The sequence below is a fragment of the Sphingobacterium sp. InxBP1 genome, assembly GCF_026191775.1.
GTDB lineage: Bacteria > Bacteroidota > Bacteroidia > Sphingobacteriales > Sphingobacteriaceae > Sphingobacterium > Sphingobacterium thalpophilum.
In genome coordinates this window covers 120,187-144,028 of sequence record NZ_JAINDX010000044.1, presented here as the reverse complement: position 1 = coordinate 144,028, position 23,842 = coordinate 120,187, and the positions used below count along the sequence as shown (strand labels likewise).

The following is a 23,842-nucleotide window of genomic DNA, read 5'->3' as shown; positions in this document are numbered from 1 at the left end:
GTCATAATGAAAATAAAGAAAAGTAGCAATCTATTCAAATTTATGCCAGTACTGGCATTTTTAATTGTGCTGGGTGCCTGTAGCAAAAGTGAGCCGACTGTAGAGCCCGAGCCTGATCCCGTAACTCCGGAAACGATGTTCAACCGCTTGATTACTGTCAAGAATTTTGGAGAAGACTTACCTGCAGGTAGTGCACCTACCACAGAGCAGTCTCCGATCTATTACAGCTTAGAACAGAATAAGGCCGTTACATCCGATTATCAACGTACAGCGCGCTGGGACATATCTTTCTCTAATATCTATCGCAGCTTTATCAACTGTAATAATAGCGCATACGATTTTGGAAAAGGCGGTCCTGGTAAAGGCGGTATTCTTATTGTTGAGAAAAAATTTGAAGATGTCATCGATATCCCCTCAGATGCGGAGTTTCGCAAAGGTGAACAACCCTATGGCCCTGATAATTCAGGGGATATGGGGACTGGATTGGGTTGGTACGTCTATGATTTTAATGCTATCCATAAAGGCGGAGGCGCTGAAAACAAAAAACATGTATGCTATCCCATAGAAGAGCACACGCTGATTGTACGTACAGCCAACGGAAACTACGCTAAGGTGAAAATTCAAAGTATCTATAAAGATTTATTAGATCCAAAAGACTGGTATAGAACATCGCCAGCCCCGTATTTTACTTTCCAATATGTACTTGCCAAAGCTGGCAGTACCAAATTTACCATTGCTAACTAAAAAAAATAAGCTTAGCGTACTTATTAGACACTAAACTATCATGAAAAGAATATACAGCATTTTAAGCTTCCTTTTGATTGGATTGCTACTAACCCGCTGCACCAAAACGGAAGAATTAGCCTTGCTTCCAGCAGATAAGATACTCGAATACAAGGTCACCAACCTACCAAATGACGAAGTCATTTATGGGGCCATCGACAATGAAGCCAATACCATTACGGTATATATCCCCTACTACTATGGCCTATTGGTGATCGATCCGGCCATCAAAGTTTCCAACGGGGCCAGCATCGCAGAGGAAATTCTGCCTGTCAAAACAGATGAAAAGAATCAGACCTATACTGTCAAATCCGCGACAGGTACCACAAGAACTTATAGTTTAAAGATTGAATTTCAAAGTACGCCATCGTTTGAAGCTGCTTTTTACGCTAACTCACCCTCTGTGTTGGCATTAGGACCGGCGATGGCGCTTCCAGTGATAAATGGAACTTTTATGCATACCAATCCCACGTTGGTAGGTATCACATTAATTCATCAGGAAACCAAGGAACGCATACCGATGCCTACCCCCAATAGCCTGACCATAGGGGCTGGAACTTATCAATTACGTTATATCGGTACCGAGCGGGAAAATCGCATTCCTTCAGATATTACACCGGGTGTATACGATGTGGAGGTGACCAATCTTGGGCATACCATTATCTTGCCAGACCCCATCACAATTACCTACCGCCAGCCGAAGGTGTATATCAATTCATCAGGTTTAACCCTGGCAAAAGACAAGGATTGGACCATTATCGCTGGTTCAAGCAGTGTTATTCTGGATCCTACGGCTGTTATCATGACATTGGATGGAAAGGATTATCCTTTAACGATTAAATCGTATACCCGTACCGAAATGACTGTTACCCTGCCAGCTAGCTTACCAACGGGAACTTTTGATAACGTAAAAGTCACATTCCAGTTTAAAGACTGGGCGGATGTGGTATTTACGCAGTATATGCCAAGTACCATAACGGAATCATAAACAGACATCCACGAGATGCCATGGTGGCATCAAAATTAAATAAATTAAAATATCATGAACTTAAACATCAAAACCATCTTAAAATCGGCAATGGCCGTGACTGCGCTATCGGCAGCAGTATGGGCAGCGACCCCAACAACAGAATCTGCAACAGCTCCATTGGTGCTCAATCAAGCTAAAGCAAATAGCAACTACACCGTTGTAGGTCAATGGTGGAGCCCGGCAGACGCAGCCAACTGGCCAGCTGTTTATGTAAATCTTGGTACAGGAGCACAAAGCTTAAGCAGCTCAGGCCAGGTCGCATTCTTTAGCCATGTGAATGGATCCATAAGAGCAAATTCTGGTTATTCACTCAAAACCGTAGCAAAAGATATCTCTTCTGTTACAGTATCAGATTGGACGACTGCGACACCAGTATCATCACAAGGTAATAACGAATGGTATGAATACGATATAACTGACCATACAAATAAAGCCATCCAGCCATTGACCGTATTGGTGGGTGATGGATCTGGAGCATTATATGCAGTAAAATTACTTAGCTTCAGCAATGTCGGCCAGCAAGTTGTGGCAGGTCAATTACAAGTAAAAGCAGATGTCAATATCGAAGTTAAGGCATTATAATTTTCAATAATTTATCTTAATAGACCCGCAACCTAGTGGATGGGTTGCGGATCTCTTTACCCTAATCATCCGCATAACTATTTTTTAATCAAAAAAAATTATGCAACTTTCAGTATTTAAAAAAACAATACGTACTTATCAATGGCTAGCTATTTTTATGCTAGCACTATCATGCTGGTCTTGCAAGACCGAATACCCCAGCTTGCCCTACAATGACATTGAGTCCTTTAGCATTCAGGATGCTGACGGCAAAACCTTGTCGGCCAGTATCGTGAATGACCAGATTATCTTATATTGGCCACCATTAGTGGACCAACCCGAAAGCATTACACCGACGATTAAAGTTTCGGAATTAGCAACGATTACACCTGCATCGGGTACAGCAATACAGTTGCAATCGGACAAACCGATTACCTATACCGTACGGGCACAAGATGGCTCCAGCAAAAATTATACATTGGTATTCCAGTATAATCAACCTTTAGTACAAGTAAGCTTAAACTTACTCAACAACCAATATTATCTTTATTTACCCGGCACGAATCCTATTTCCTTAAAGGGGGAAAATATTATACCTGATGAAACTCAGACAAAAGCATATCTTGTGGATAAAGACGATAACGAGACCTTATTATCTTTTGGACAATTGAGTGCATTTGCGATTACGCTAAATCGCCCTGATGACCTAAAGCCGGGCACTTACAAAATTAAGGTGATTTCCGGTCGCTACACGGTTATCACCGATTCTTTTGACGTATTCTTGCCGCAGCTTAATCTTTTAATTACTTCAGGTTCTTATACTGTAAAAAAAGGAGAAAATCTGGTCATGCCAATTAGAAGCACCGAGATTTATGAACTTTTTTTCAAAGCTGACTTCGATCATTTTATGGCAATTGACAATCTTAATAACTCGTATAAGATAACAAATGCAATATTCGATGTCGCTAAAAAAACAGTTACTTTACCGATACCAGCCACTATTCAGGGTAATCAGATTAAAACACTGAAATTGATGGACAAAGATGGAAAGCTATTGTCGGAGGGAGAACAACAGATTAACCTTAACTAATTAATATGCTTCAGTAGTTATTAAACCGTGATTATCACTAATCAAACAAAGCTATTTATCATTTTTGCTTTAGCAACCATAATGGTATACAGCTGCCGCAAAGGTAAGTCTACGCCAGAAGAGCCGACGATTGTCCCTCAACCTGAAGAAACCTTACGGCAACAATATAGTAAATCGGTAACGCAATGGCCAGCCGCGGCTTGGTACGATAATATCAAGGTACGCGAACTGGCCGCTTTACCCGAAAACCCATCAAAAGATAAGGCCGAGCTTATAGCACTTGGCAAAGCCTTATTTTTCGACCCCCGTACCGGTAATGGCATGAGGACTTGCGCTTCATGTCATAATCCTGACACCTACTGGATCGACCAAAAAACAACGGCAGATGGCATTGCACTGCATCACCGCAATACACCTTCCATGGAAAATGTCTGGTATCTGGAAGGCAAGCTCTTCCACGATGGCCGCGCAAAGACTTATCGTGAGCAGATTGCCGAGGCCATCAACTCCCCCATCGAAATGGGCGGCAATACAGCTACTTTACCCGCTAAGCTGCAAGCCATACCCGGATATCTTCGTTTATATGAGGCCGCTTATGCTACGCAAACGATGACTATTGAAGGTTTACTGGATGCCATAGCAGCTTATTCAAGATCAATAAGCAGTGGTGAAACCGCCTTTGATCGCTTTATCAAAGGGGATTATCAAGCGTTAAACGATGCAGAGCTTGAAGGCCTCCATCTGTTTCGAACCAAAGGAAAATGTATCAACTGCCATAACGGTCCCTTCTTTACCGATCTCGATTTTCATAACCTGGGTTACGCAGTTACCAGCAAAGGTGCCTTGGATAATGGTCGCTTTGAGGCGACAGGCCTGGAAACAGACAAAGGTAAATTTCGTACACCGGGTCTGCGGAATGTGGTCCATACTGCGCCCTATCTGCACAACGGCAGTATAGCAAGCTTACGTGAACTGATAAACCTCCTAAGCCAGGGCATGCCCCAAAAGTCAGGGCAACAGATCAATGGCACTTTATCGCCACATATCCAAAATATTCGATTAAGTAGTAGAGAACAGGAAAATATCTTGGCTTTTTTGGAGAGTTTATCCAGTGTACCAAACAAAACAGAGCGACCTATATTACCCTGAAAAAAAAAATCCCAAAGGGGAAACCTTTGGGACATTTGAGTACTCCACAGTAGCGGAGGCATCAAAATTAAATAAATTGGCACAAAATTAGGTTTTTATATTTTAAAAAAAAAGTTAAAAATTTCAGATAATTATCCATTGTAGCGAATCAATTACAAGCATAACGAACAAAATCCGCATCATATAATGAGTCGAATCCGCCAAATAGTTGGTCTATTAGTTACAACAGCTGCTATAACAGCTTGTCAGAATGGCAGCAGAACAACAACACTGCCCGATGAACTTATTAGTCCAAAAACAGGAACGAAAAAAGAACTGACGCTCGACTCGATCTACCTCTATGCCAAACAGCTATACCGCTGGCAGGCATCTCTTCCTTCATATACGGCTTTTGATCCGCGGACGAAATATGCACAGATAGAACCCGAGCAAACGGCATATGAGCGGGCACTTTTTGCACTCAGCCAATACGCTTTGCGCAAGAAAGATAGACCTTACGAATTGTCGACAATCCCCAATAAACCCAAATATTCATATTTGGAACACCATCGTGACGGCAAGAAAAGTAGTGGTCATATGGCCAGCATAGAAACAGCATACAGGTATGCTACCCACCTGTCCTACTGGTCCGCGGGATACAAACGGATTGCTTATGTTTACATCCCCACCTTCCCCCAGCTTCATGCCGTGAAGGCCGAACTGGATCAACTTGCAGCCGAACTGGCTCAAAAGCAAGTTACTCATCTAATACTTGATCTACGTCATAACGGTGGCGGGTATGTGGAGACCGCAGAATATTTGGCCAACCTCATTAGCCCAGCCAAACTGGATAAAAAAGTTATGTTCAGCGAGCAATTTCATCCAAATGTCCAGCAAGGCAAAGCGACATTGCTACGTAAGCAACCCTATCTGGATGCCAATGGCAAAGTGGTCCAGTATAAAGGACGCCCCGCAACAATGGCAGATGTGGATTATAGTGAAAAAGCCAATACGCATTACTTTATCAAAAAGGGACATTTCAATTCTTTGCAGCAGTTGTCCTGTATCGTATCTGAACGTACAGCTTCGGCCAGTGAGCTTTTGATCAGCAGCTTCAAACCTTATCTTCCGCTGCGCCTCATCGGTCAGCAGACTTTTGGCAAACCCGTAGGCTTTTTTTCAGTCCGTATCGGAGACTTCGATGTCTACCTGGCTTCATTTCTCATCCGCAATGCCGATGGTTGGTCAGATTATTTTGACGGCATACCGGTAGATCTTTCACCCGCCCCTGCACAATCAGACTTTCATCCGGGCGACCCTAGAGAACCGTGGCTGGCCGCAGCGCTAAAGGATATTGCTAGAGAGGAAAGTATCAGATCAATTTGATCATCAGCTTACTTTCCCTTGCCTGCGGAAGAGAATTAAAACCATTTTTCATAGATGATAAGTCAGAAAACAGCATAAAATATTGGAAATAAATACGAATCTTTGTATAGAATCGTTATAAATAAAATAAAAACATGTTAAGTCAACATATCAAAGAGCATACGCACGCTGCTCACCAAAACGTAGAAGGAACGATCGTGCGCCAATTGAAAAATATCCGTTCTGAAGCAGACTATGCGGAGGTGTTAAAAGGCTTCTATGCCTATTTTCGTGCAGTCGAAGACAACATCGCTCCATATATCACCGCTGCGGTATTACCTGATCTGGCAGAGCGCCGCAATTCCGCTTACATCAAGCGTGATATCGAAGCATTGGGCGGTCGTGTTGATGATCTTCCGGAGGCTACCGCGCCTGCTGTTGGCAATGTGCTCGAAGCATTGGCGTCCCTCTATGTACTTGAAGGTTCCATCATGGGTGGTCCGTATATCGTACAGATGCTGAACAAATATGGGGTCAGCAAGGGGACATCATTTTTTGAAGGCTACGGTGAAAATAGCCACGATATGTGGGCGGGCTTCACAGCTGTGCTAAACAAATACGGATCAGATCCATCGACTTATGACCGCGCCGTAGAGATTGCTAACCAAACTTTTTATAACTTTGGTGAAGTATTCACGCCTATTGCGAGTGAAAAGTAAATCAGCAGCAATAGGATTTAATCCTGCAGATGGAGCAAAAAGACAATAAATCAAAATGGCTTAAACGCGCCGGCATAGGTGCATTCCTATTTTTTCTGGCCAAAGGGCTCGTTTGGCTCGTCGTGTTTTTCTTCGCCGCCAAGTCTTGTAGCTGGTCATTTTAAGTATAAAACAGCAACACCCAATCTTTATCAGATTGGGTGTTGCTGTTTTAATGATAGCTTATAATCTTACTTAACAGGATGACAGGTCGGAATAATCATTCCAGCCCCCTCCTTTACGTCCCCACCGAATCCGTTATAAATTTTCCAGATACCGCAAGACGACCTTTAATATTTCGCAGCTTTTGAACTCAAGTGCAATGAGTTCCAGCCAGAATATTTTTGTTACGCAAACGTAGGTTCTTCTCGTTTAATTTTAGGTGCAGCAAACGAAGATCAGATGGTTATCAAATTATACCTTTTAACATTATTTGTTCAGTGTTCGTTCAGTGCTTGCTCAGTGATTACTCAGTCTAAACTGTACAAACATTGACTGAACACTGTCTGAAAATTGATTAACAATTGTCTTTAGTTATAACTTGATTCTAGGATGTTTCCGTTTTAATGTTTATCTTTATTATTTATAAACTTAATCAGGCAATTATGGCAATCATCAAAAATGGCGTTAATGGGACTGTTTCCGGGAAAGCTGGTTCTGTTGTGTTTGTCTTAACGAAAACAGGTAATTATGTGCGTTCTCTCCCCCGCGTTAAAAAACGGGCGCCTACACCTGAACAACTGCTCAGTAGAACACGCTTCAAAATTGTGAGGTCGCATATTAGTATATTAAATCCCATCATCAATATTGGTTATAAGGCTTACAGTTATCCTAAGCGGGCATATGATGTTGCGATGTCTTATAATTTGAACGAAGCACTTGTTCAGGAAGAAAACGGTTTTGTCGTTGACTGGCAGAAATTTATGGTTGCCAAAGGAAGTCCCAATCCCATCACTTCCTACACGATGGATTTCGATCAGGAAAACCAAGTGCTTCGGGTTACTTGGGAATATGATGCCTATCTGGAGAAAAAGTTTGGCACGAGGTATTACAATTCGTTCTTAATCCTGTATAGTGCAGAGGATGATGGGGCTGAATACCCTCTTTTGACGAACGACTCGAAAGACAGCTTAATATCTGGCAAACAAAATATCATCATCCCGAAACGTACAAAGGAAGTCACCTATGAAGTGTTTATCTTTTTTGTAGAGAGTTATGGCGGCGGTAATACAGACAGTATGCACTTGGGTAAGATAACGGTTTAAGGCGTGTCATGCATATTCCGGAGTAATTTACCCCCTTGGTTATTTTGATTTATTTGGGATAAGATTTTTAAGAGTGATTCCAATGGCCGGTAAATCAAGCCCCATGAGTCAGATAAAACAATTGATAAGACTGAAACGGCAAGGCTATGCCATAAAAGCTTTGTTGCTTTCCAGTTGTATTATTTTTTGAAGAGTATTGTAAAGACATTTTGTTCGAACTTCAAAATACAATTCCAATTTATTTGATCTGTTAACTCACAGATGTAAGCTCTGATTCCGCTCGCATAGACCGCGACTTCGATGCTGCCCTCTCTTTTTTCTGGCTTATATAATTGTTAATACTGATAACGCTGGTGATACTGTGCAATCAGCTGTGCAAGTTCCTCAAATCCGATGGCGAGCTGATCTGCTGACACGGGTATGCCGTTTGTCTCAACATTTTGGTATAGGGCGGGACCAAGTGCCGGAATATCACGACGGGCGTCCCTCAATTTCAAAAAAACAAACTGTATTCCGTGTTTCTTTTCGGTCCTTAAAGATTCGATTGAACTCCACCGCAACAGGCCAACCTGTTTACCCAAGGGGGTCGCCTTGTAAGTGATGCCTTCGGCATTCAATATCAGTCCGATGCTGTCGCCATTACCCAGTTCCTTCGCTGCCTTCACCACAACATAGATCCCTAGCGCCCCTAGCATCGCCGTCATAAGACCGTGGTATAGTCTTATTTTGTCCGCGATAAAGAAAATGTAATAGGAAAAGCACAATGCGGCTATTGTGAAGATAAAGCCAACCAACAAGTTCTTAATCCGCTTCTTTTTGTCAAATTTTATAACCGTCTCTTTCATATATCTTATGATATAATTTTTATCATTTTTCCAGCTGCGTCCCCTGGCAAGAAGAAGGCGCCGTGTTCATTTGAGTACAAAATGATATTAGCTCACCAAATATAGCGACTTAATGGGTTCAAATCCCGACTTTTTACAATTCGCAGGCACTGGATTAAAAAAGCGATGTATCTCCTTCTATTATCGCTTGTACCGGCATGGCGTATCCTGGGGATCCAAATAGAAATACAATGGCCCAGCGTATGCAGATCGCCGGGCCATTACATTTAATTGCTGATGCGGGTGCTTTCTAAAACTTATAAGCGAGATTGAGCCTAAATCCCTGTGGGTTGACAACCCGCCATCCATAATGGGTATAGCGCCATGCACCGGGATAGAACCCGACATAATTGTATCGGTTGGTCACGTTGTTGACCAGCAGCGCAATATGATAGTTGTTCTTCTGATAAGAGGCTCCAAGGTCTATCGAAAATAGATCATCTGGCAGGTATTTGTGGTCCTGTACCACAGGCCAGGTCGCGCGTTTGGCCTGATATTCATAGCCGGCAGAAAACCCCAGTCCTTCGAGATTGCCATCGGCGATTGTGTACTTAATCCAGCCATTGCTGATATGCTTTGCTGTGCCGTACAGCATGCCGCCGATCTTTTGGGGGTCGTTATCCTTGGTTACTTTGGCATCGGTAAAGGCATAGTTGAATACAACATTCCAGTTTTTGCCGACCGCGCCATTGACGTCGAGTTCGATCCCTTTGGATGTAGCCTCTCCCGTCTGCTCGGACCGGCCGGGATTGTCTACTCCCGCCGCAGTAAGCATATTGGTCTTTGTCAGATGGTAGGCCGTTATATTGGTCATAAGTTTATTTTGTAGCCAGGTCTTCTTGAAACCGATCTCCTTGTTGCGTCCGTACGACGGATCCGGACTGCCGCCGTCCACAAGCAGGCCGGTCTGCTCCTGAAAGGTCTCGTCATACAGCGCGTAAACCGTCAGTGTAGGTGTAAGCAGTCCGGTAATGCTGAAGCGGGGTGTAAAGGCCTCGTTTTTCACCTCGTTGCCACTGTTGGCAGCAGATACTTTTTTCGTCGCTGTATAACGGAGCCCTGCAGCAATACGCAGTTTATCCTGCAGCAGGCGAACCTCATCCTGTACATGCACCGAACTGTACGAATAGTCAGACAGCGAACTTGCTCCGCGTTCACGCAGTGGCCGGGTACGGTCATAAGTAGGCAGCATATCCTTGGTCAGATTTCCGTAAACAGGATTATAGATATTAAAAATCACTTCGCCAGCGGCATTGACGGGTAGCCTCCTGCTCTTATCGACTATACTGCCGGCTACGCTCCAATCTGCAACGTAAAATTTCTTGCCCATATCCAGTCCAGCCAGAATGTGATGGCTGACAGCACCCGTGCTAAACCTTCCCCGCGTAAATACCTGCCCTACAGTAGAAGTGTTGAGTGCATCGTTGATGCTGACGTTACGGGTCACATCCCCTTTTTTCAATCCTTCGGATCCGTCGGCCAGCACAATACTATTGTAATTGGCATAGATAGATGCGCCTTCCATTTCCGAGCGTACATAGCCAAACTGCGCCGTCAAAAGCCAGTCGTCATCAAAATTGTGGTTAATGGTCCCATAGACGTTATGCTCCCGTGACTTCGTAGGATCCATAATCGGATCACTGAATGAAAAGTTTTTCTTCACTTCCTTAAAGCCATCAATACCATAGGCATATTTGGCGAACCCACCTTCAAAATTATTTTCAGAAAGAATATACTCAAAAATCACATTGGTATGCTCACTGGCATTATATTTAAAAGAAGGATTAATCACATACTGCTCATGATTGACATACTGTTGGAAATTGCCCTTTTTGGTGCCCATCAGGTTGAATCTTCCGAGAAACTTACCGTCACTGCTCAGCTGCTGATCGATATCAACAGCCGCCCGCAGCAGACTGTAACTGCCCAGCGTCATCTGCGCTGTCCTTCGATTGATGCCCGTAGGCTTTTTGGTGACAATATTATAAAAACCACCGGGCTGGGTATTGCCCATCATAAAACCTGCCGGACCTTTGACAAACTCCACACGCTCCACAAAAGCCATGTCCTCCCGCAGCGGACCAAAACTCCCACTGACATCCATGCCATTTCGCAGGTTGGAGGCCTGAAATCCACGCACGGCAATGCCAACGCTCCCCTCTTCTTGATGGGTGATCGTACGCACACCGCTGACATTACGTGACAGCCCCTCGGCCGTAGTCAGTATCATCTGGTCATTCAGCAGACGCTGATCAATCACCTGAATATTTTGCGGAGTCACCAGCAGGTTTTCCCCCAACCGCAATGTGGAAGATGGAATCGTCGTCTTATTGGCAACGACATTGGCTGTAGACAATGTATAGGTTTTCGTGGTATCTATCTTGACTGAATCAGCGGCAGAACTGCTCTTGCCGCTTTTTTCCCTTGCTGTACCTGTTTGCTGTGCTATGGTGGCTACCGGTAAAATCAATATGCTCCAGAGAATACTTTTCTTAAACATGACTTATTTAGAATTAATATAATTAAATTTACACCGCAAAAGTAGAGGACATTTGCTTATTCGAATTTCGAATTCGGGAGAAAAACATTAGAATATGGGAGCCAACACACAGCAGGAACTGACAGGTCAACTGATGGAATTTTATGAGCGTGATGAGCAGGACGGCACAGTCAGCCATTTAAACACGGCACTGGGAGAATTTTCAACAACCTACATCTTTGATAGCCCCGAATTTATTGTCAGAGACTATGTGTATACGTATGCCAGCGATATCACACTGTCCTACCAAACTGCAACGAAAAACTATATACAGATTGCATTTTTCCTCAATGACGAACTGCTTATAGATCGCATCAATGGGCAACAGAACATTTACCGGCCGCAGCACAACTACATCTATTTCACACCTTGTGGATCAGAGGTCGATATTTATTTTAAAAAGGGCGTAGTGTACCGCAACCTTGACATATATGTTGAATCAGACTATTTTCATGAGTTCGCAGCACAGATCCCTGCACTGGATTCATTCATCAGCGCGGTAGACAGCAACGCTTTTGTCCGGCTGGCCGAACAAGGCATTCCCATCAGTCCACAGATGCAACTCATACTCAAAGAAATGAAAGCTTGTGACAAGAAAGGATTACAGCGGCTGTACTTTATGAAAAGCAGAATACTCAATCTACTGCAGCTTTTGTTTGAATGGATTGACCTGCATGGAAATACTGATGCGCCGACATGTACCTTCAAGGAAACACCGACCGGTATCTACCATGATGTTCAGGAATTTATCGTCAATAACACATCTCAGTTCTACACCATCGAACAACTGTCCGCATTGTTTGGAATTAATGAATATAAACTGAAAAAAGGTTTTAAAGCCATCTTCGGTATGGGACTCTTTCAGTTTGCCACCAAGGTACATATTCAGGAAGCACTCTCACTATTAAAAACAACGAACCTGTCCATTAAGGAAATTGCGTTTCGTACCGGCTATTCGTCGCCGTCTTCTTTTTCTGTAGCCTTCAAAAAACATTGTGGCATCTCGCCAAACCAGATTCGACGAGATCAGGCTTCGTCCTAACTACGGCGAGCAAACCACACCCGCTTCACAACAGGCGACCATGAGCTGGATCACGCGCTTTTTTCAATAAAATTTGCGTAGCTAAATAACGACACATATATTTGAGTCAAATGATTTCACTATGAATTTGAGACGGGATGTTTTTCAGGCAATCGCTGATCCAACCAGAAGGGCCATATTGCTGCTGCTAGCTTCGCAATCCATGACTGCAGGCGCCATAGCAGCCAATTTCGATACGGCCAGACCGACAGTTTCCAAGCATCTTCAGATTCTCTCCGAGTGCGAGCTCCTGCAGGCGAGGCAGAACGGCCGTGAGATCCACTACCAGCTCAACCCGGCGAAAATGAAGGAAATAGCGGATTTCATCGAACCGTTCCGCAGGATGTGGGACGACCGCTTCAATGCCCTCGAAACCCTGATGAAGAACTATAAGGACAGTTAAAATGGAACAGAAAACAACAATACAAGCCGAGGAAGGCAAACAGGAAATCGTCATCACGCGTGAGTTTGATCTGCCTGTGCAATTGCTCTTCAGAGCTTACGATGAGGCGCCCCTGTTTGAACAATGGATGGGAACAAAGGTACTGAAATGGGAAAACCACAAACATGGTTCTTATGTTTTTGAAACAATGCGCGACAATAAGGCTGTATTCAGAGCGAATGGCACCATACACGAAATCGTCCGCAACGAACACATCACGCGCACATTCGAAATGGAAAACTCACCGCTTCCGGTGCAGCTGGAATTCCTGACATTTGAAAAAATCGGGGATCAGCGCAGCAGACTGGTCATGCAGATCGTTTTCAAATCTGCCGACCACCGCGACCAGCTGCTGATGATGCCTTTTGCTCAGGGTATCAATATGGCTCACAACAGACTGCAGGACATGCTCACCAATTTAATTAAACAAACTCAGGTAAAATGAATGTAGAAGCTGCCCATTTCTTTGAAAATTCCAACAGATGGAATGAAGAATTCAATTTGTTAAGGGAAATCGTCCTGCAAAACCCCTTGCTCAGAGAAGAGTATAAATGGATGCACCCCTGCTATACCTATGAAGGTAAAAATATCGTCCTCATTCATGGATTCAAGGAATATTGCGCACTGCTCTTCCATAAGGGGGCTCTGCTGAAAGATCCCCAGCAGATCTTAATCCAGCAGACGGAGAATGTTCAGGCTGCAAGACAGCTCAGATTTACCAACGCTGCAGATATCGAAGCGCTCAGAAGCAGTATCTCAGATTATATCCGCGAAGCCATCGACGTCGAAAAATCAGGACAGAAGGTTAGCATGCGGAGAACCGAAGACTACCCCGTACCTGAAGAGCTACAAAGGGCATTTAACGAGGATATCGCATTCAAAGATAGCTTCCAAGCGCTGACTCCGGGACGGCAGAAGGCGTATCTCTTTTATTTCAGTCAGGCAAAGCAGGCAAAAACCCGCGAATCACGAATCGAAAAATATTATCAGCAGATCCTCGATGGAAAGGGCATGGACGACGCATAATATCATACCGCCGTATAGCCGCCGTCCACCAGATAGTATCCCCCGGTCATAAAAGACGATTTGTCCGAACTTAAGAAAATGACCAGTTCGGCCACTTCTTCGGCTTTCCCCAGCCGGCCAATCGGATGTTTGCTGATCAGGGTGTCTATATGTTCTTGGTCAAGCTGGGCTAACAATGGTGTATCGATATAGCCTGGTCCGACCGCATTGCAGCGGATATTTTTTTGACCATACTCGGCGCCTATATTTTTCGTCAGCCCGACAACAGCGTGCTTCGCAGCGGTATAGGCACTCGACAGCGGAGCGGCGACCGTCCCGTGGATAGATGCCATATTGACGATGACGCCTCCGCCGTTTTTTTCCATGGCCTCAAGCTGATATTTACAGCCATAAAAGACGCCATTAAAATTAATGTCAATTACCTTTTTCCACCCGTCCAGACTATAATCTCCCGTCAGAGCGGCCTCACCGCCTATTCCGGCATTATTGCATGCTATATCCAGACGCCCGTAGGTGGCTACCGCAAAATCTACCAGTGCTTTATTGTCTGGCGCAGATGAACTATCGGCTTTAAAAAACACAGCTGCCCCGCCCTGATCTTCAATCTGTTTTACCGCTGCAGCTCCTGCTGCCTCATTGATGTCTGAAACCACCACCTTCGCTCCTTCTCTACTATAAGCCAGCGCAACAGCAAGCCCGATGCCTGAACCTGCGCCGGTAACCAACGCTACTTTATCTGCTAGTGCATTCATATCTTATAATTTTTATTACCTATACAATTTACGAAAATCAACGCAGAAGCCGGCAGAAATTGCCCCGCGGTCGTTGTAAAACGAAACTCAGATGACAATCTCTTCTCCTCCGCCCGCGCCGTGTAGAATTCTGCCGATCAATCCTGCAGCTGTGGATATTTTTGATACAGTCTGTCCAGGAAAAACCGGCCCATCAACTGGAACCTGGCCTGCGCTTCGAACATGCCGGGCCCTGGTGAAATCAGGCCGGCAGGCATGCGCTGCACGGTACCGTAATAGATGAGATCCAGTCCATTACCGTTCACATCAAGATGCATTTTTTTAGGCTTCAATCCCATAATGGAGCCCATACGCGTGACCTTTTCAGAGCTACTGATCTGCGCGGGACGGGCATCCAGGAGGGTCTCATGGTCAAAGACGAGGTGATCCCGGGCTTCGCCCTCGTCAAAAAAGATATAGTGCAGTTCCTGGTTACTGAGAATCAGATAGGAGGCATTGTCGCGTTCCTGATACTTTGCCTTTACACCTACAGCAGCCCATGCCGCTGTCTTAGCCGCTGTCGCGGCGGCCGAAGCAATCTTGTCTCCGACAGTGGCAATATAGGCGCATTGTGTAAACGCGTCAATCGGAGCCCCGTTCATCTGTTTGCTCAGTTCACTGAATTCATGCTGCAGCAAATCATCTTTAACGGCTACGGCCATGGACAGACCGGCTTCCCCTTCATACTTCTTGGCTGTATCCTTTTGCTTTTTCATCATAACGACAGAAAGAAGTACACAGGCAGCGACAATGACCACAAAAATACTGATATATAAGATCATAGTTAATTCATAATTTAGTTCATGGTTAGTATTTCAGAAACGGCCGAGAGAGTTCCTCAGAAAGAATATACCCACTCGTACACGAATGAGAAACAACAAAAATTTTGCCAAAACTTACAACATTCGGTGCGGATAGTGCTTGTTGTTTAAGGCAGTCTGATGCATGTCGACCCATATATGGCTGTACGCCTGCTCGAGCAGCCAATGTGGCGAACTGCGCATGTCAGCATCCTGATCATTATTGTATATAGCCGGAAACTCAGCTTCTTTGACCCGCAGCAGCACGATGACAGCTCCCTCCATATGCAATGGAATATCGCTCAGGACCAGGTTATAGAAACCTTCTTCGAGCAGATCAGCATTAAATCGTTCCAGACTTTCGTAACTACGCTCCAGTTTGCCGACGAGCTTTTCCAGATCTTGTGGATAATGGAGCTCCACATAGGCTTCAAACAGTCCGGCGCCCTCATTATAGGATCCTGCTTTCATCAGATTTAGCGCCTCATTACGGTATACCTGTAAAAAACGGTCGGTCGCAGGCTCCGAATAGGTTCCGCCGGCAGGCTTTCCATCCCGGCCCAACGCCCAGGCTTTGAGCTCCGCCAGCCGCGCTGTTTCTCTCATTTTGTAGTCCATTGTGATAAAATTATCTGCCCGTGGGCTCTTCTTATCTGTTAGTGTTCTCTTTCTTTAAGCTCCAGCTGCAGCAGGATGTCACGCTTTTTCCCTTCAATCAGTGATAGGTTACCGGCTACAAAAACACCTTTTTCACCGGAGTTACGGCTTATACCATATACAGTAGATTCATCCCCCGGATCTGACGCCCCTTCATAACGGTATAGGTAATCAATCTTATATTCATCTGCGTGCGCCAGGAGTTCATCAAATTCAACATTATAATCTATCGTATATCCCATACCACTTAATTTTTCCAGCGCAACACTGGCCGAAGAGTATCCATGCATTCTTTCCATAGCTGATTGTCTTAATCTGTTGTAAATCTATTTTTATTATAAAACGATTAGCCCGCGGCTTTTGTTTTCGCCAATTCCAAATAGTTTATTCGGAATCATATTTCTATTTTTGTGAAAAGAAAACGCAATCTGACATGGCAAATCTCATAGCTCCGGCTTATCAGCATACCCCACAGCTGGCATTCCAACGTTTGCTCGATGTACTCTACACATTAAGACTGGAATGCCCCTGGGATAAGAAACAGACGATGGAATCGCTGCGCCATCTTACGATGGAAGAAATGTACGAACTGACTGACGCGATCCTGGATCAGGACTATCCGGAAATCAAGAAGGAACTCGGTGACGTGCTGATGCACCTGGTGTTTTATGCGCGTATCGCTGAGGAAGAAAACAGGTTCTCGATCGTGGATGTGCTCAACGCCATCTGTGACAAGCTGATCAGCCGCCATCCGCATATTTATGGAGACGCCAACGCGGACACCGAAGAACAGGTCAAATCCAACTGGGAGACAATCAAACTTAAAGAGGGCAACGCTTCAGTACTTTCGGGTGTACCAAAAGGGCTGCCGGCTCTAGTCAAGGCTTACCGCATTCAGGACAAAGTCCGAGGGGTCGGATTTGACTGGGAGGACAAAAAACAGGTATGGGAAAAAGTGGAAGAGGAACTGGCCGAATTCAAAGCCGAATTTAATATTGAATCGACAGATACGGTAGACCATAGCCGTGCTGAAGCTGAATTTGGAGATCTGCTGTTCTCCTTGATCAACTATGCACGGCATATCGGCATCAACCCCGAAAATGCGCTGGAACGTACCAATAAAAAGTTTATCGAACGCTTCACGTACCTGGAGCAGAAAGCAGCCGAGAATAAACAGCGCCTGCAGGACATGAGCCTCGAAGAAATGGACGTATACTGGAATGAAGCAAAAACATTAAAAAAATGACAGCAGCCGATCAAAAGGCGGCCCTACATGGGCATTTTAATTCGACTTTGTCAAATTAATGCGTAAATTCGCAGGAATATGGAAACAGTTGTTAGCGGTATCAGAAGTACCGGAAAATTACATTTAGGAAATTACTATGGTGCATTGAGCAATTTCGTGAAAATGCAAAATGAATATAATTGCTTTTTTTTCATTGCAGATTTACACTCCTTGACCACGCACCCTACCCCACATGGTTTACAAGGAACTGTCCGGCAGGTTATCGTCGAATATCTCGCGGCGGGCATAGACCCCGAGAAATCCACCATTTACGTGCAGTCTGACGTCCCCGAAGTAGCCGAGCTCTACCTGTACATGAATATGAACGCTTATCTGGGTGAACTGGAACGGGCAACGGCATTTAAGGATAAAGTACGGAGCAACCCGGACAACGTCAACGCCGGCCTGCTGACCTACCCGGTATTGATGGCCTGCGATATTCTGATCCACCATGGGACCAAAGTACCGGTAGGCAAAGATCAGGAACAACATCTGGAAATGACACGCACGTTTGGCAACCGCTTTAACCGCCTGTATAATGTCGATTATTTCAAAGAGGCTTTTGCATTCTCCTATTCAGATAAGCTCGTGAAAATCCCGGGGCTGGCGGGACAGGGAAAAATGGGTAAATCGAATGGTGAAGCAGACTGTATATACCTTTCGGACAGCGCCGACGTCATCCGTAAAAAAGTGATGCGCGCAGTATCTGATTCGGGACCGACAGAAATGAACCAAGCTAAGCCCGAAGCCATACAGAATCTTTTTGATCTGATGAAAGTCGTTTCGGCCCCGGATACATTACAGCACTTTGACGATCTGTACAATCGATGTGAAATCCGTTACGGAGACTTCAAGAAACAACTGGCCGAAGATATGGTGCTGGCAACAAATGATGTCCGCATGCGCATCGAAGATATCGCCAATGACGATGCGTACATCGCCAAAGTCGCTAGACTGGGGGCCGAGAAAGCGGGTGAGTCTGCACGAAAAACACTGAAAGAAGTGCGCGAGATTATTGGTATTAAAAGATTTTATTAAGCTTAAAACATATGCATATAGCTATCGTCGGAAATATAGGTGCCGGAAAAACTACATTGACCGAATTATTGGCAAGCCACTTCAAATTCGAACCGCAATTTGAAGCCGTCGACAACAACCCTTATCTCGAAGACTTTTATTCGGATATGAAACGCTGGGCATTCAATCTGCAGATTTTCTTTTTAAACAGCCGTTTTCGTCATATCGTCAAACTGCAGGAGACGGGTATCGATATGATCCAGGACCGTACCATCTATGAGGATGCGTATATCTTTGCAGAAAACCTGTACGATATGGGGCTGATGAGCGCGCGGGACTTCGAAAATTATAGCAATATCTTTCAGAGCATCATCCACTACATCAAACCTCCGGATCTGCTGATCTACTTAAAGGCGTCGGTACCGACATTGGTCAATAACATCCAAAAAAGAGGCCGCGATTATGAGACGGCAATCCGTCTGGATTATTTATCCAAATTAAATGATAAATACGACAAGTGGATCAACAATTACAAGGAGGGTAAAGTGCTGATTTTAGATAAGGATAATCTGGATTTTACAACAAACCCCGAAGATCTGGGCAGCATCATCCAAAAAGTAGAAGCTGAATTGTTCGGTCTGTTTGATTAAACAGACCAGAAAGAACAGAAGGCCTGTAAACTACCATATTTACAGGCTTTTGACATTAAAAACGTTAGCGTAAATGAAATTTTTAGGTATTATTCCTGCACGATATGCTTCGAGCAGGTTTCCGGGCAAACCTCTGGTGGATATCAAGGGTAAGACCATGATCCGTAGGGTATACGAACAGGTGCAGCAGTCAGCAAAAATAGATAAAGTTGTCGTCGCCACCGATGATCTGCGGATACAGCAGGAGGTGCTCTCCTTTGGTGGACATGTGGCCATGACCGCAGCTACGCATGAATCGGGCACAGACCGCTGTGCTGAGGTAATCGCGAAAGAACAGGGATATGATGTTGTGATCAATATCCAGGGGGACGAACCCTTTATTAACCCTGAACAGATTGATCTCCTGGCCAGCTGTTTTGAGTCGCCCGAAACGAAAATCGCCACCTTGGTCAAAGCGATCACCGCACAGGAGGAGCTATTCAATGTCAATATTCCGAAAGTGGTACGGAATTTAAAGGGCGAAGCGCTCTATTTCAGCAGACAGACCATTCCGTTTTTAAGGGGCATAGCGCCTGCAGCGTGGCTGCAGCATCAGCAGTATTTCAAACATATTGGCATTTATGCATATACCACCACGACACTACGCGAATTAACACAGCTCCCGGTCTCTGACCTGGAGAAAACCGAAGCGCTCGAACAACTGCGCTGGCTGGAAAACGGCTATGCCATCCAAACGGCCATAACGCCGCATGAGACCATCGCTGTGGACACGCCAGAGGATCTGGATAGGATACTGAGCTTGTTTTAACAGCTAATTTAACGGCCTAACGGTGTTCGGTATAATACATATTCCGGACACCTTCGAGCAGCTCCTTCCTGCTCAGCTCATCGAGCGCAGCGATCTGTTGCTTGGTTTCGATCAGTTCATCCAGCTGAAGCGGAGTGCTTACTCCCACTGCTGCGGTAGCCACCGCCGCACTGCTGAGCACGTACGACAGCGCTGCTGCCGCCCGCGTTTTGCCAGTCCGTTTAATGGCCTGATCCAGATTGCGGAGTATATGTGCCACCTCTCCAGAGCTATATTGCAGATAGGCTCCAGCAGGTTTGTTTACCAACATCCCTTTGGCCAACGATCCCCTGGCTATAATACTGACGTTGTGCTTCGACAACAATTCAACCATCTCTTCCTCTGGCCTTCTGTCCAAAAGACTGTATTGCATCATGACGCTCGCAATCGACGCCCTGGAGATATAGGTTTTGATGACGTTGGGCCGTATCGATGAGAGACCATACGCCCGGATCTTGCCCTGCATTTGCAATAGCTCGAAGGCCTCAATGATCTCCTCTACCGGATCGTCGATAGTCCCGCCGTGCAACTGATACAGATCAATATAGTCGGTTCGGAGCCGCGAAAGAGACCCTTCTACGGCTTTGATGATGTATGTTTTTGACGGTGTCCAGTCCCATCCGGAGCCATCGGCCCGCCAGGCGTTGCCCACCTTGCTAGCCAGTACCACGTCTTTCCGAAAGGGCTGTAGGGCCTCTCCCACGATCGTCTCATTCTGCCCCTTGTCATAAAGATCGGCAGTATCAAAAAAGGTAATACCATTCTCGAAAGCCCGGCGCAGGATATCTTTGCTCTGTTTGGGCTGATTAGCCTTCAACGACATACAGCCCAGACCGACTGCCGAAACCTGAATGGAGCTCTTGCCTAAATTACGTTGTTCCATTGGCAGTAAAATCGAGCAGTTCCACCTCAAAGATCAGTGTACTATGAGCAGGGATATCATTGCCCTTGGCCTGCGCTCCGTAGGCCAGCCGGCTCGGTATGTAAAACTTGTATTTTGCGCCTTTAGACATCAGCGGTATACCGATCTGCCAGCCTTTGATGACCTGTTGTAGAGACAGTTTCAGCGGTTCGTTGCGATCATAGGAGCTGTCAAACTGCTTTCCATCGAGCAGTGTACCCCTGTAATGTACGGTCACCTCGTCAGTAGCTGCAGGTTTGGCACCATCGGCATCTTTCAGAACGAGATACTGTATACCTTCGGCGGTCGTTTTCATGCCGGCCACTTTGGCGTTTTCAGCAAAAAACTTATCTTCCTTTGCCCGGCTCTCCGCCTCTTTCTTAGTGCGCATATCCATAATCGCCTGCTGGATAACTTCCCGCGTCTGCCCTTCGTCAAGCAAGGCCTGCTCATTCTTTAAAGCAGCGGCAATCGCTTTGCCAATGACATCGGCTTTGAGATAGTCGATCTCCGTGGATTTTAACGATCTTCCGATGTCCATACCAAAGGCATAGGATACGGAATCGGCCTTAGTCGCCAACGTATTTGCTGTTCTGGAGGTATTGACTGTCTTCTTTCTGACAGCACTGACTTTTTTCTTTTGCTGGGCAAATCCAGCTACTGTAGTCAATGATAATAGGGCTAATGCAATGTATTTCATGTGTTACTTAACGGTGCTTCTGCACGATTTCATTTATAATTTCCTGTGTTATATTCGGATAATCAACTTCTACCCTCGAGCGGCTGTTAAGCCAAGCTTCGATGGCCAGCATATTTTTCTGCTTCAAGCTCGAAATGACGGGAATCCCCATTTCCTCCAACGAAGCAGCATTGAGATGCTGCTCATACTGATTTTTCATCGGGATGACCAGCAATTTCTTGTTCAAATATAAGGCTTCTGCCGGTGTTTCAAAACCTGCACCGCACAAAACTCCCGATGACGATGCCATACTTTCAATAAACGACCGGTTATTGATCGGTCTTATCGTCACATTCTTCATTTCGAAAGGCCGTGAGTTGTGTTTACTGAACACATCCCACTTCACATCGGGAAACTTCATCAGATGCTTAAGCAGGTGCGCGTCGTCGTAGGCCGGCAGGTAAACGGTGTAATGCCCGTTGTCCGTCACTTCCAGTTCACGGACTGCATTACGGATGACCGGTGGATAGATGTTTCTGGCGTATCGTTTAAAATGAAATCCGTAGGAATGTGTAGATGGTGCATAGTTCTTCATAATAAACTTGCCCAGCATATCGCTTTCCTCAGGTTTTGGGCTCGCTGGATCCAGCGCACCGATCTGGTGGCTCAACCCGATGCACTGTAGGTCCTTCGAATGGCAGGCCCACGCAGAAATAGGTTCGAAATCATTGAGCACAAGATCATACTCCTCAATCGGCAAACTTTTGATCTCACTGGTAAACTTACGTATCGTAGAACTCATAAAAGTTTTCCAGAGATCGACTCCGCCCGACTTTCCGAAAATAAAACTCAGTCCGTGAAAACGGTATTTCACCTCAAAAGGCAGAGACAGGTCTGCCTGGATGCCACTGACCAGCACGTCTACCTCACCATGGGCCCTGAGACAGGGAACAATGTCCATCGCGCGGCTTAAATGCCCGTTGCCAGTGCCCTGTACGGCATACAATATCTTCATAATTACTGTATTTGTGTCGGCAAATTAATGAATTTAAACGACTATCAATGTTATTTTATTGTTTCGTTATGTTAACAAAACATAAATTAACAGCGCCATCCGCTTAAGTTAATATGTTTTTAATTTGAATTTGTGTATATTTAAAGTTAGCAATTAATTAATAACCAATTTACTATGTTCAAGGCTCCTTTCTACTGGGGATTATCCCTGGTCGTCATATCAACATTATGCTCCTGGGGATTTTTTGCGCACAAAAAAATCAATCATTATGCAGTATTCGCTCTACCGTCAAAACTGGCGGTATTTTATAAAGCCAACATTGAGCTGATTACCGAAAAAGCTGTCGATCCCGACAAACGCTGTTTTGTGGACAGCGCCGAAGGTCCGAGACATTTTATAGACATCGAAGACTACCGTCCGGACAGAGCCGTCGACTCCATCCCCCTACACTGGTCACAGGTTAAAGAAAAATTTCGCGAACGGGAATTATTAAAAAATGGGATCATTCCCTGGCAGATCAATTTCACCTACCTGAAGCTGGTGAAGGCCTTTCAATCAAAGCATTATCCGCAGATTATCAAACATTCGGCGGATCTGGGCCACTATATCGCTGATGCCCATGTACCGCTGCACACAACCAAAAATTACAATGGTCAGCTAACGGGACAGATAGGGATACACGCTTTCTGGGAGAGCCGCTTGCCCGAAATGTTTGCGGGCCGTTACAATCTCCTGGTGGGAAGAGCACAGTATATCGAAGATCCGCTGCGCGAGGCCTGGAATATCATCAGGGAAAGCAACCTGCTGGTCGACTCGGTACTGACTATTGAAGCCACACTCAACAGAGAATTTAAATCCACCCAGAAAAACTCCTTTATAGAACGTAATAACCAGTTGATATGGACCTATTCGGACGCCTACGCTACAGCTTACCACAGCGCGTTGAACGGAATGGTGGAAAGAAGAATGCGAAAGACCATCAGCCGCGTGGCTTCCTACTGGTACTCAGCATGGATCGAAGCAGGTCAGCCAGATCTTTCCGCGGCTCCCAAAATGATGGAAGACAACAAGCAGGATACTCTGACAACATGGGGCAAAAAGCCTATCGGGCGGGAAGAATGGATGTAATAAAAAGGAAAGCATTCCGGACTACCAACATTATCAATACCGGACTATTTTATTTCTTGGTCAACTCCTTAGTTTTGTCCCGTCAAACTCTATGAAAGACGCTGTCGTTGCCGTAACTGC

26 protein-coding genes are annotated in these 23,842 nt (G+C 45.2%); 17 read left to right on the top strand and 9 right to left on the bottom strand.

Going from position 1 to position 23,842, the window contains the following annotated elements:
• Positions 1–6: 6 nt before the first annotated feature.
• The 8 genes from K7A41_RS11185 (at position 7) to K7A41_RS11150 (ending at position 7,980) form a co-directional block, all read left to right on the top strand.
• Positions 7–744, top strand: a complete 738-nt coding sequence (locus tag K7A41_RS11185; RefSeq protein WP_028070188.1) for an HmuY family protein — start codon at positions 7–9, stop codon at positions 742–744.
• Between the two features lie 40 nt (positions 745–784).
• Positions 785–1,771 carry a hypothetical protein gene (locus K7A41_RS11180; protein ID WP_265713757.1) on the top strand — a complete coding sequence of 329 codons (987 nt, stop codon included), beginning with the start codon at positions 785–787 and terminating at the stop codon, positions 1,769–1,771.
• A 54-nt stretch (positions 1,772–1,825) separates the two neighbouring features.
• Entirely contained in the window at positions 1,826–2,395 is a 570-nt protein-coding gene (locus tag K7A41_RS11175; protein WP_265713756.1) for a hypothetical protein, read from the top strand.
• A 100-nt stretch (positions 2,396–2,495) separates the two neighbouring features.
• Positions 2,496–3,464 (top strand): hypothetical protein, encoded by a 969-nt coding sequence (locus tag K7A41_RS11170; protein WP_265713755.1) that lies wholly within the window; start codon positions 2,496–2,498, stop codon positions 3,462–3,464.
• A 27-nt stretch (positions 3,465–3,491) separates the two neighbouring features.
• Complete coding sequence (locus K7A41_RS11165; RefSeq protein ID WP_265713753.1) at positions 3,492–4,613, top strand: cytochrome-c peroxidase; 1,122 nt, start codon at positions 3,492–3,494, stop codon at positions 4,611–4,613.
• A 186-nt stretch (positions 4,614–4,799) separates the two neighbouring features.
• Entirely contained in the window at positions 4,800–5,978 is a 1,179-nt protein-coding gene (locus tag K7A41_RS11160) for a S41 family peptidase (RefSeq protein ID WP_265713752.1), read from the top strand.
• 134 nt (positions 5,979–6,112) lie between these two features.
• Positions 6,113–6,676, top strand: coding sequence for a biliverdin-producing heme oxygenase (locus K7A41_RS11155; protein WP_265713751.1), 564 nt, complete (start codon positions 6,113–6,115; stop codon positions 6,674–6,676).
• A 644-nt stretch (positions 6,677–7,320) separates the two neighbouring features.
• Positions 7,321–7,980, top strand: coding sequence for a DUF6266 family protein (locus K7A41_RS11150; RefSeq protein ID WP_265713750.1), 660 nt, complete (start codon positions 7,321–7,323; stop codon positions 7,978–7,980).
• A 335-nt stretch (positions 7,981–8,315) separates the two neighbouring features.
• On the opposite strand, the gene K7A41_RS11145 is transcribed toward K7A41_RS11150, so the two are convergent.
• Positions 8,316–8,825, bottom strand: a complete 510-nt coding sequence (locus tag K7A41_RS11145) for a hypothetical protein (protein ID WP_265713749.1) — start codon at positions 8,823–8,825, stop codon at positions 8,316–8,318.
• Between the two features lie 289 nt (positions 8,826–9,114).
• Positions 9,115–11,364, bottom strand: coding sequence for a TonB-dependent siderophore receptor (locus K7A41_RS11140; protein ID WP_265713748.1), 2,250 nt, complete (start codon positions 11,362–11,364; stop codon positions 9,115–9,117).
• A 94-nt stretch (positions 11,365–11,458) separates the two neighbouring features.
• On the opposite strand from K7A41_RS11140, the gene K7A41_RS11135 reads away from it, so the two are divergent.
• From K7A41_RS11135 to K7A41_RS11120, 4 genes are all read left to right on the top strand, one after another.
• Positions 11,459–12,445 carry a helix-turn-helix domain-containing protein gene (locus K7A41_RS11135; protein ID WP_265713746.1) on the top strand — a complete coding sequence of 329 codons (987 nt, stop codon included), beginning with the start codon at positions 11,459–11,461 and terminating at the stop codon, positions 12,443–12,445.
• A gap of 121 nt (positions 12,446–12,566) precedes the next feature.
• Positions 12,567–12,887: an ArsR/SmtB family transcription factor gene (locus K7A41_RS11130; RefSeq protein WP_028068188.1), complete on the top strand. Its 321-nt coding sequence runs from the start codon at positions 12,567–12,569 to the stop codon at positions 12,885–12,887.
• 1 nt (position 12,888) lies between these two features.
• On the top strand, positions 12,889–13,371 hold the full coding sequence (locus K7A41_RS11125) for an SRPBCC domain-containing protein (protein WP_028068189.1): 483 nt from the start codon (positions 12,889–12,891) through the stop codon (positions 13,369–13,371).
• Entirely contained in the window at positions 13,368–13,952 is a 585-nt protein-coding gene (locus K7A41_RS11120) for a YdeI/OmpD-associated family protein (RefSeq protein ID WP_265713745.1), read from the top strand. Before K7A41_RS11125 ends, K7A41_RS11120 begins: the two co-directional genes overlap by 4 nt.
• A gap of 2 nt (positions 13,953–13,954) precedes the next feature.
• On the opposite strand, the gene K7A41_RS11115 is transcribed toward K7A41_RS11120, so the two are convergent.
• The 4 genes from K7A41_RS11115 to K7A41_RS11100 form a co-directional block, all read right to left on the bottom strand.
• A complete protein-coding gene (locus K7A41_RS11115) occupies positions 13,955–14,704 on the bottom strand; it encodes an SDR family NAD(P)-dependent oxidoreductase (RefSeq protein ID WP_265713744.1) in 750 nt (249 codons plus the stop codon).
• A 137-nt stretch (positions 14,705–14,841) separates the two neighbouring features.
• Positions 14,842–15,525: a hypothetical protein gene (locus K7A41_RS11110; protein ID WP_265713743.1), complete on the bottom strand. Its 684-nt coding sequence runs from the start codon at positions 15,523–15,525 to the stop codon at positions 14,842–14,844.
• 114 nt (positions 15,526–15,639) lie between these two features.
• Positions 15,640–16,161, bottom strand: coding sequence for a hypothetical protein (locus tag K7A41_RS11105; RefSeq protein ID WP_265713742.1), 522 nt, complete (start codon positions 16,159–16,161; stop codon positions 15,640–15,642).
• A gap of 38 nt (positions 16,162–16,199) precedes the next feature.
• The gene (locus tag K7A41_RS11100) at positions 16,200–16,499 is read right to left on the bottom strand and encodes a hypothetical protein (RefSeq protein WP_028068194.1); all 300 of its coding nucleotides are present in this window, start codon (positions 16,497–16,499) and stop codon (positions 16,200–16,202) included.
• A gap of 134 nt (positions 16,500–16,633) precedes the next feature.
• Between K7A41_RS11100 and mazG the strand changes: the two genes are divergently transcribed.
• The 4 genes from mazG (at position 16,634) to kdsB (ending at position 19,960) form a co-directional block, all read left to right on the top strand.
• Positions 16,634–17,446 carry a nucleoside triphosphate pyrophosphohydrolase gene (gene mazG / locus K7A41_RS11095; protein WP_265713741.1) on the top strand — a complete coding sequence of 271 codons (813 nt, stop codon included), beginning with the start codon at positions 16,634–16,636 and terminating at the stop codon, positions 17,444–17,446.
• A gap of 78 nt (positions 17,447–17,524) precedes the next feature.
• Entirely contained in the window at positions 17,525–18,523 is a 999-nt protein-coding gene (gene trpS / locus K7A41_RS11090) for a tryptophan--tRNA ligase (RefSeq protein ID WP_028068196.1), read from the top strand.
• An 11-nt stretch (positions 18,524–18,534) separates the two neighbouring features.
• The gene (locus K7A41_RS11085) at positions 18,535–19,152 is read left to right on the top strand and encodes a deoxynucleoside kinase (RefSeq protein ID WP_028068197.1); all 618 of its coding nucleotides are present in this window, start codon (positions 18,535–18,537) and stop codon (positions 19,150–19,152) included.
• 73 nt (positions 19,153–19,225) lie between these two features.
• Positions 19,226–19,960, top strand: a complete 735-nt coding sequence (gene kdsB, locus K7A41_RS11080; RefSeq protein WP_265713740.1) for a 3-deoxy-manno-octulosonate cytidylyltransferase — start codon at positions 19,226–19,228, stop codon at positions 19,958–19,960.
• 16 nt (positions 19,961–19,976) lie between these two features.
• Here the strand turns inward: kdsB and K7A41_RS11075 are convergent, their stop codons facing one another.
• The 3 genes from K7A41_RS11075 to K7A41_RS11065 are packed head-to-tail and all read right to left on the bottom strand — an operon-like array spanning position 19,977 to position 22,594.
• Positions 19,977–20,882 carry an aldo/keto reductase gene (locus K7A41_RS11075; RefSeq protein WP_028068199.1) on the bottom strand — a complete coding sequence of 302 codons (906 nt, stop codon included), beginning with the start codon at positions 20,880–20,882 and terminating at the stop codon, positions 19,977–19,979.
• The gene (locus K7A41_RS11070; RefSeq protein ID WP_265713739.1) at positions 20,869–21,600 is read right to left on the bottom strand and encodes an FKBP-type peptidyl-prolyl cis-trans isomerase; all 732 of its coding nucleotides are present in this window, start codon (positions 21,598–21,600) and stop codon (positions 20,869–20,871) included. Before K7A41_RS11070 ends, K7A41_RS11075 begins: the two co-directional genes overlap by 14 nt.
• 7 nt (positions 21,601–21,607) lie before the next feature.
• Positions 21,608–22,594 carry a glycosyltransferase family protein gene (locus K7A41_RS11065; RefSeq protein ID WP_028068201.1) on the bottom strand — a complete coding sequence of 329 codons (987 nt, stop codon included), beginning with the start codon at positions 22,592–22,594 and terminating at the stop codon, positions 21,608–21,610.
• A 174-nt stretch (positions 22,595–22,768) separates the two neighbouring features.
• Between K7A41_RS11065 and K7A41_RS11060 the strand changes: the two genes are divergently transcribed.
• The gene (locus K7A41_RS11060; RefSeq protein WP_265713738.1) at positions 22,769–23,722 is read left to right on the top strand and encodes a zinc dependent phospholipase C family protein; all 954 of its coding nucleotides are present in this window, start codon (positions 22,769–22,771) and stop codon (positions 23,720–23,722) included.
• Positions 23,723–23,842 lie beyond the last annotated feature (120 nt).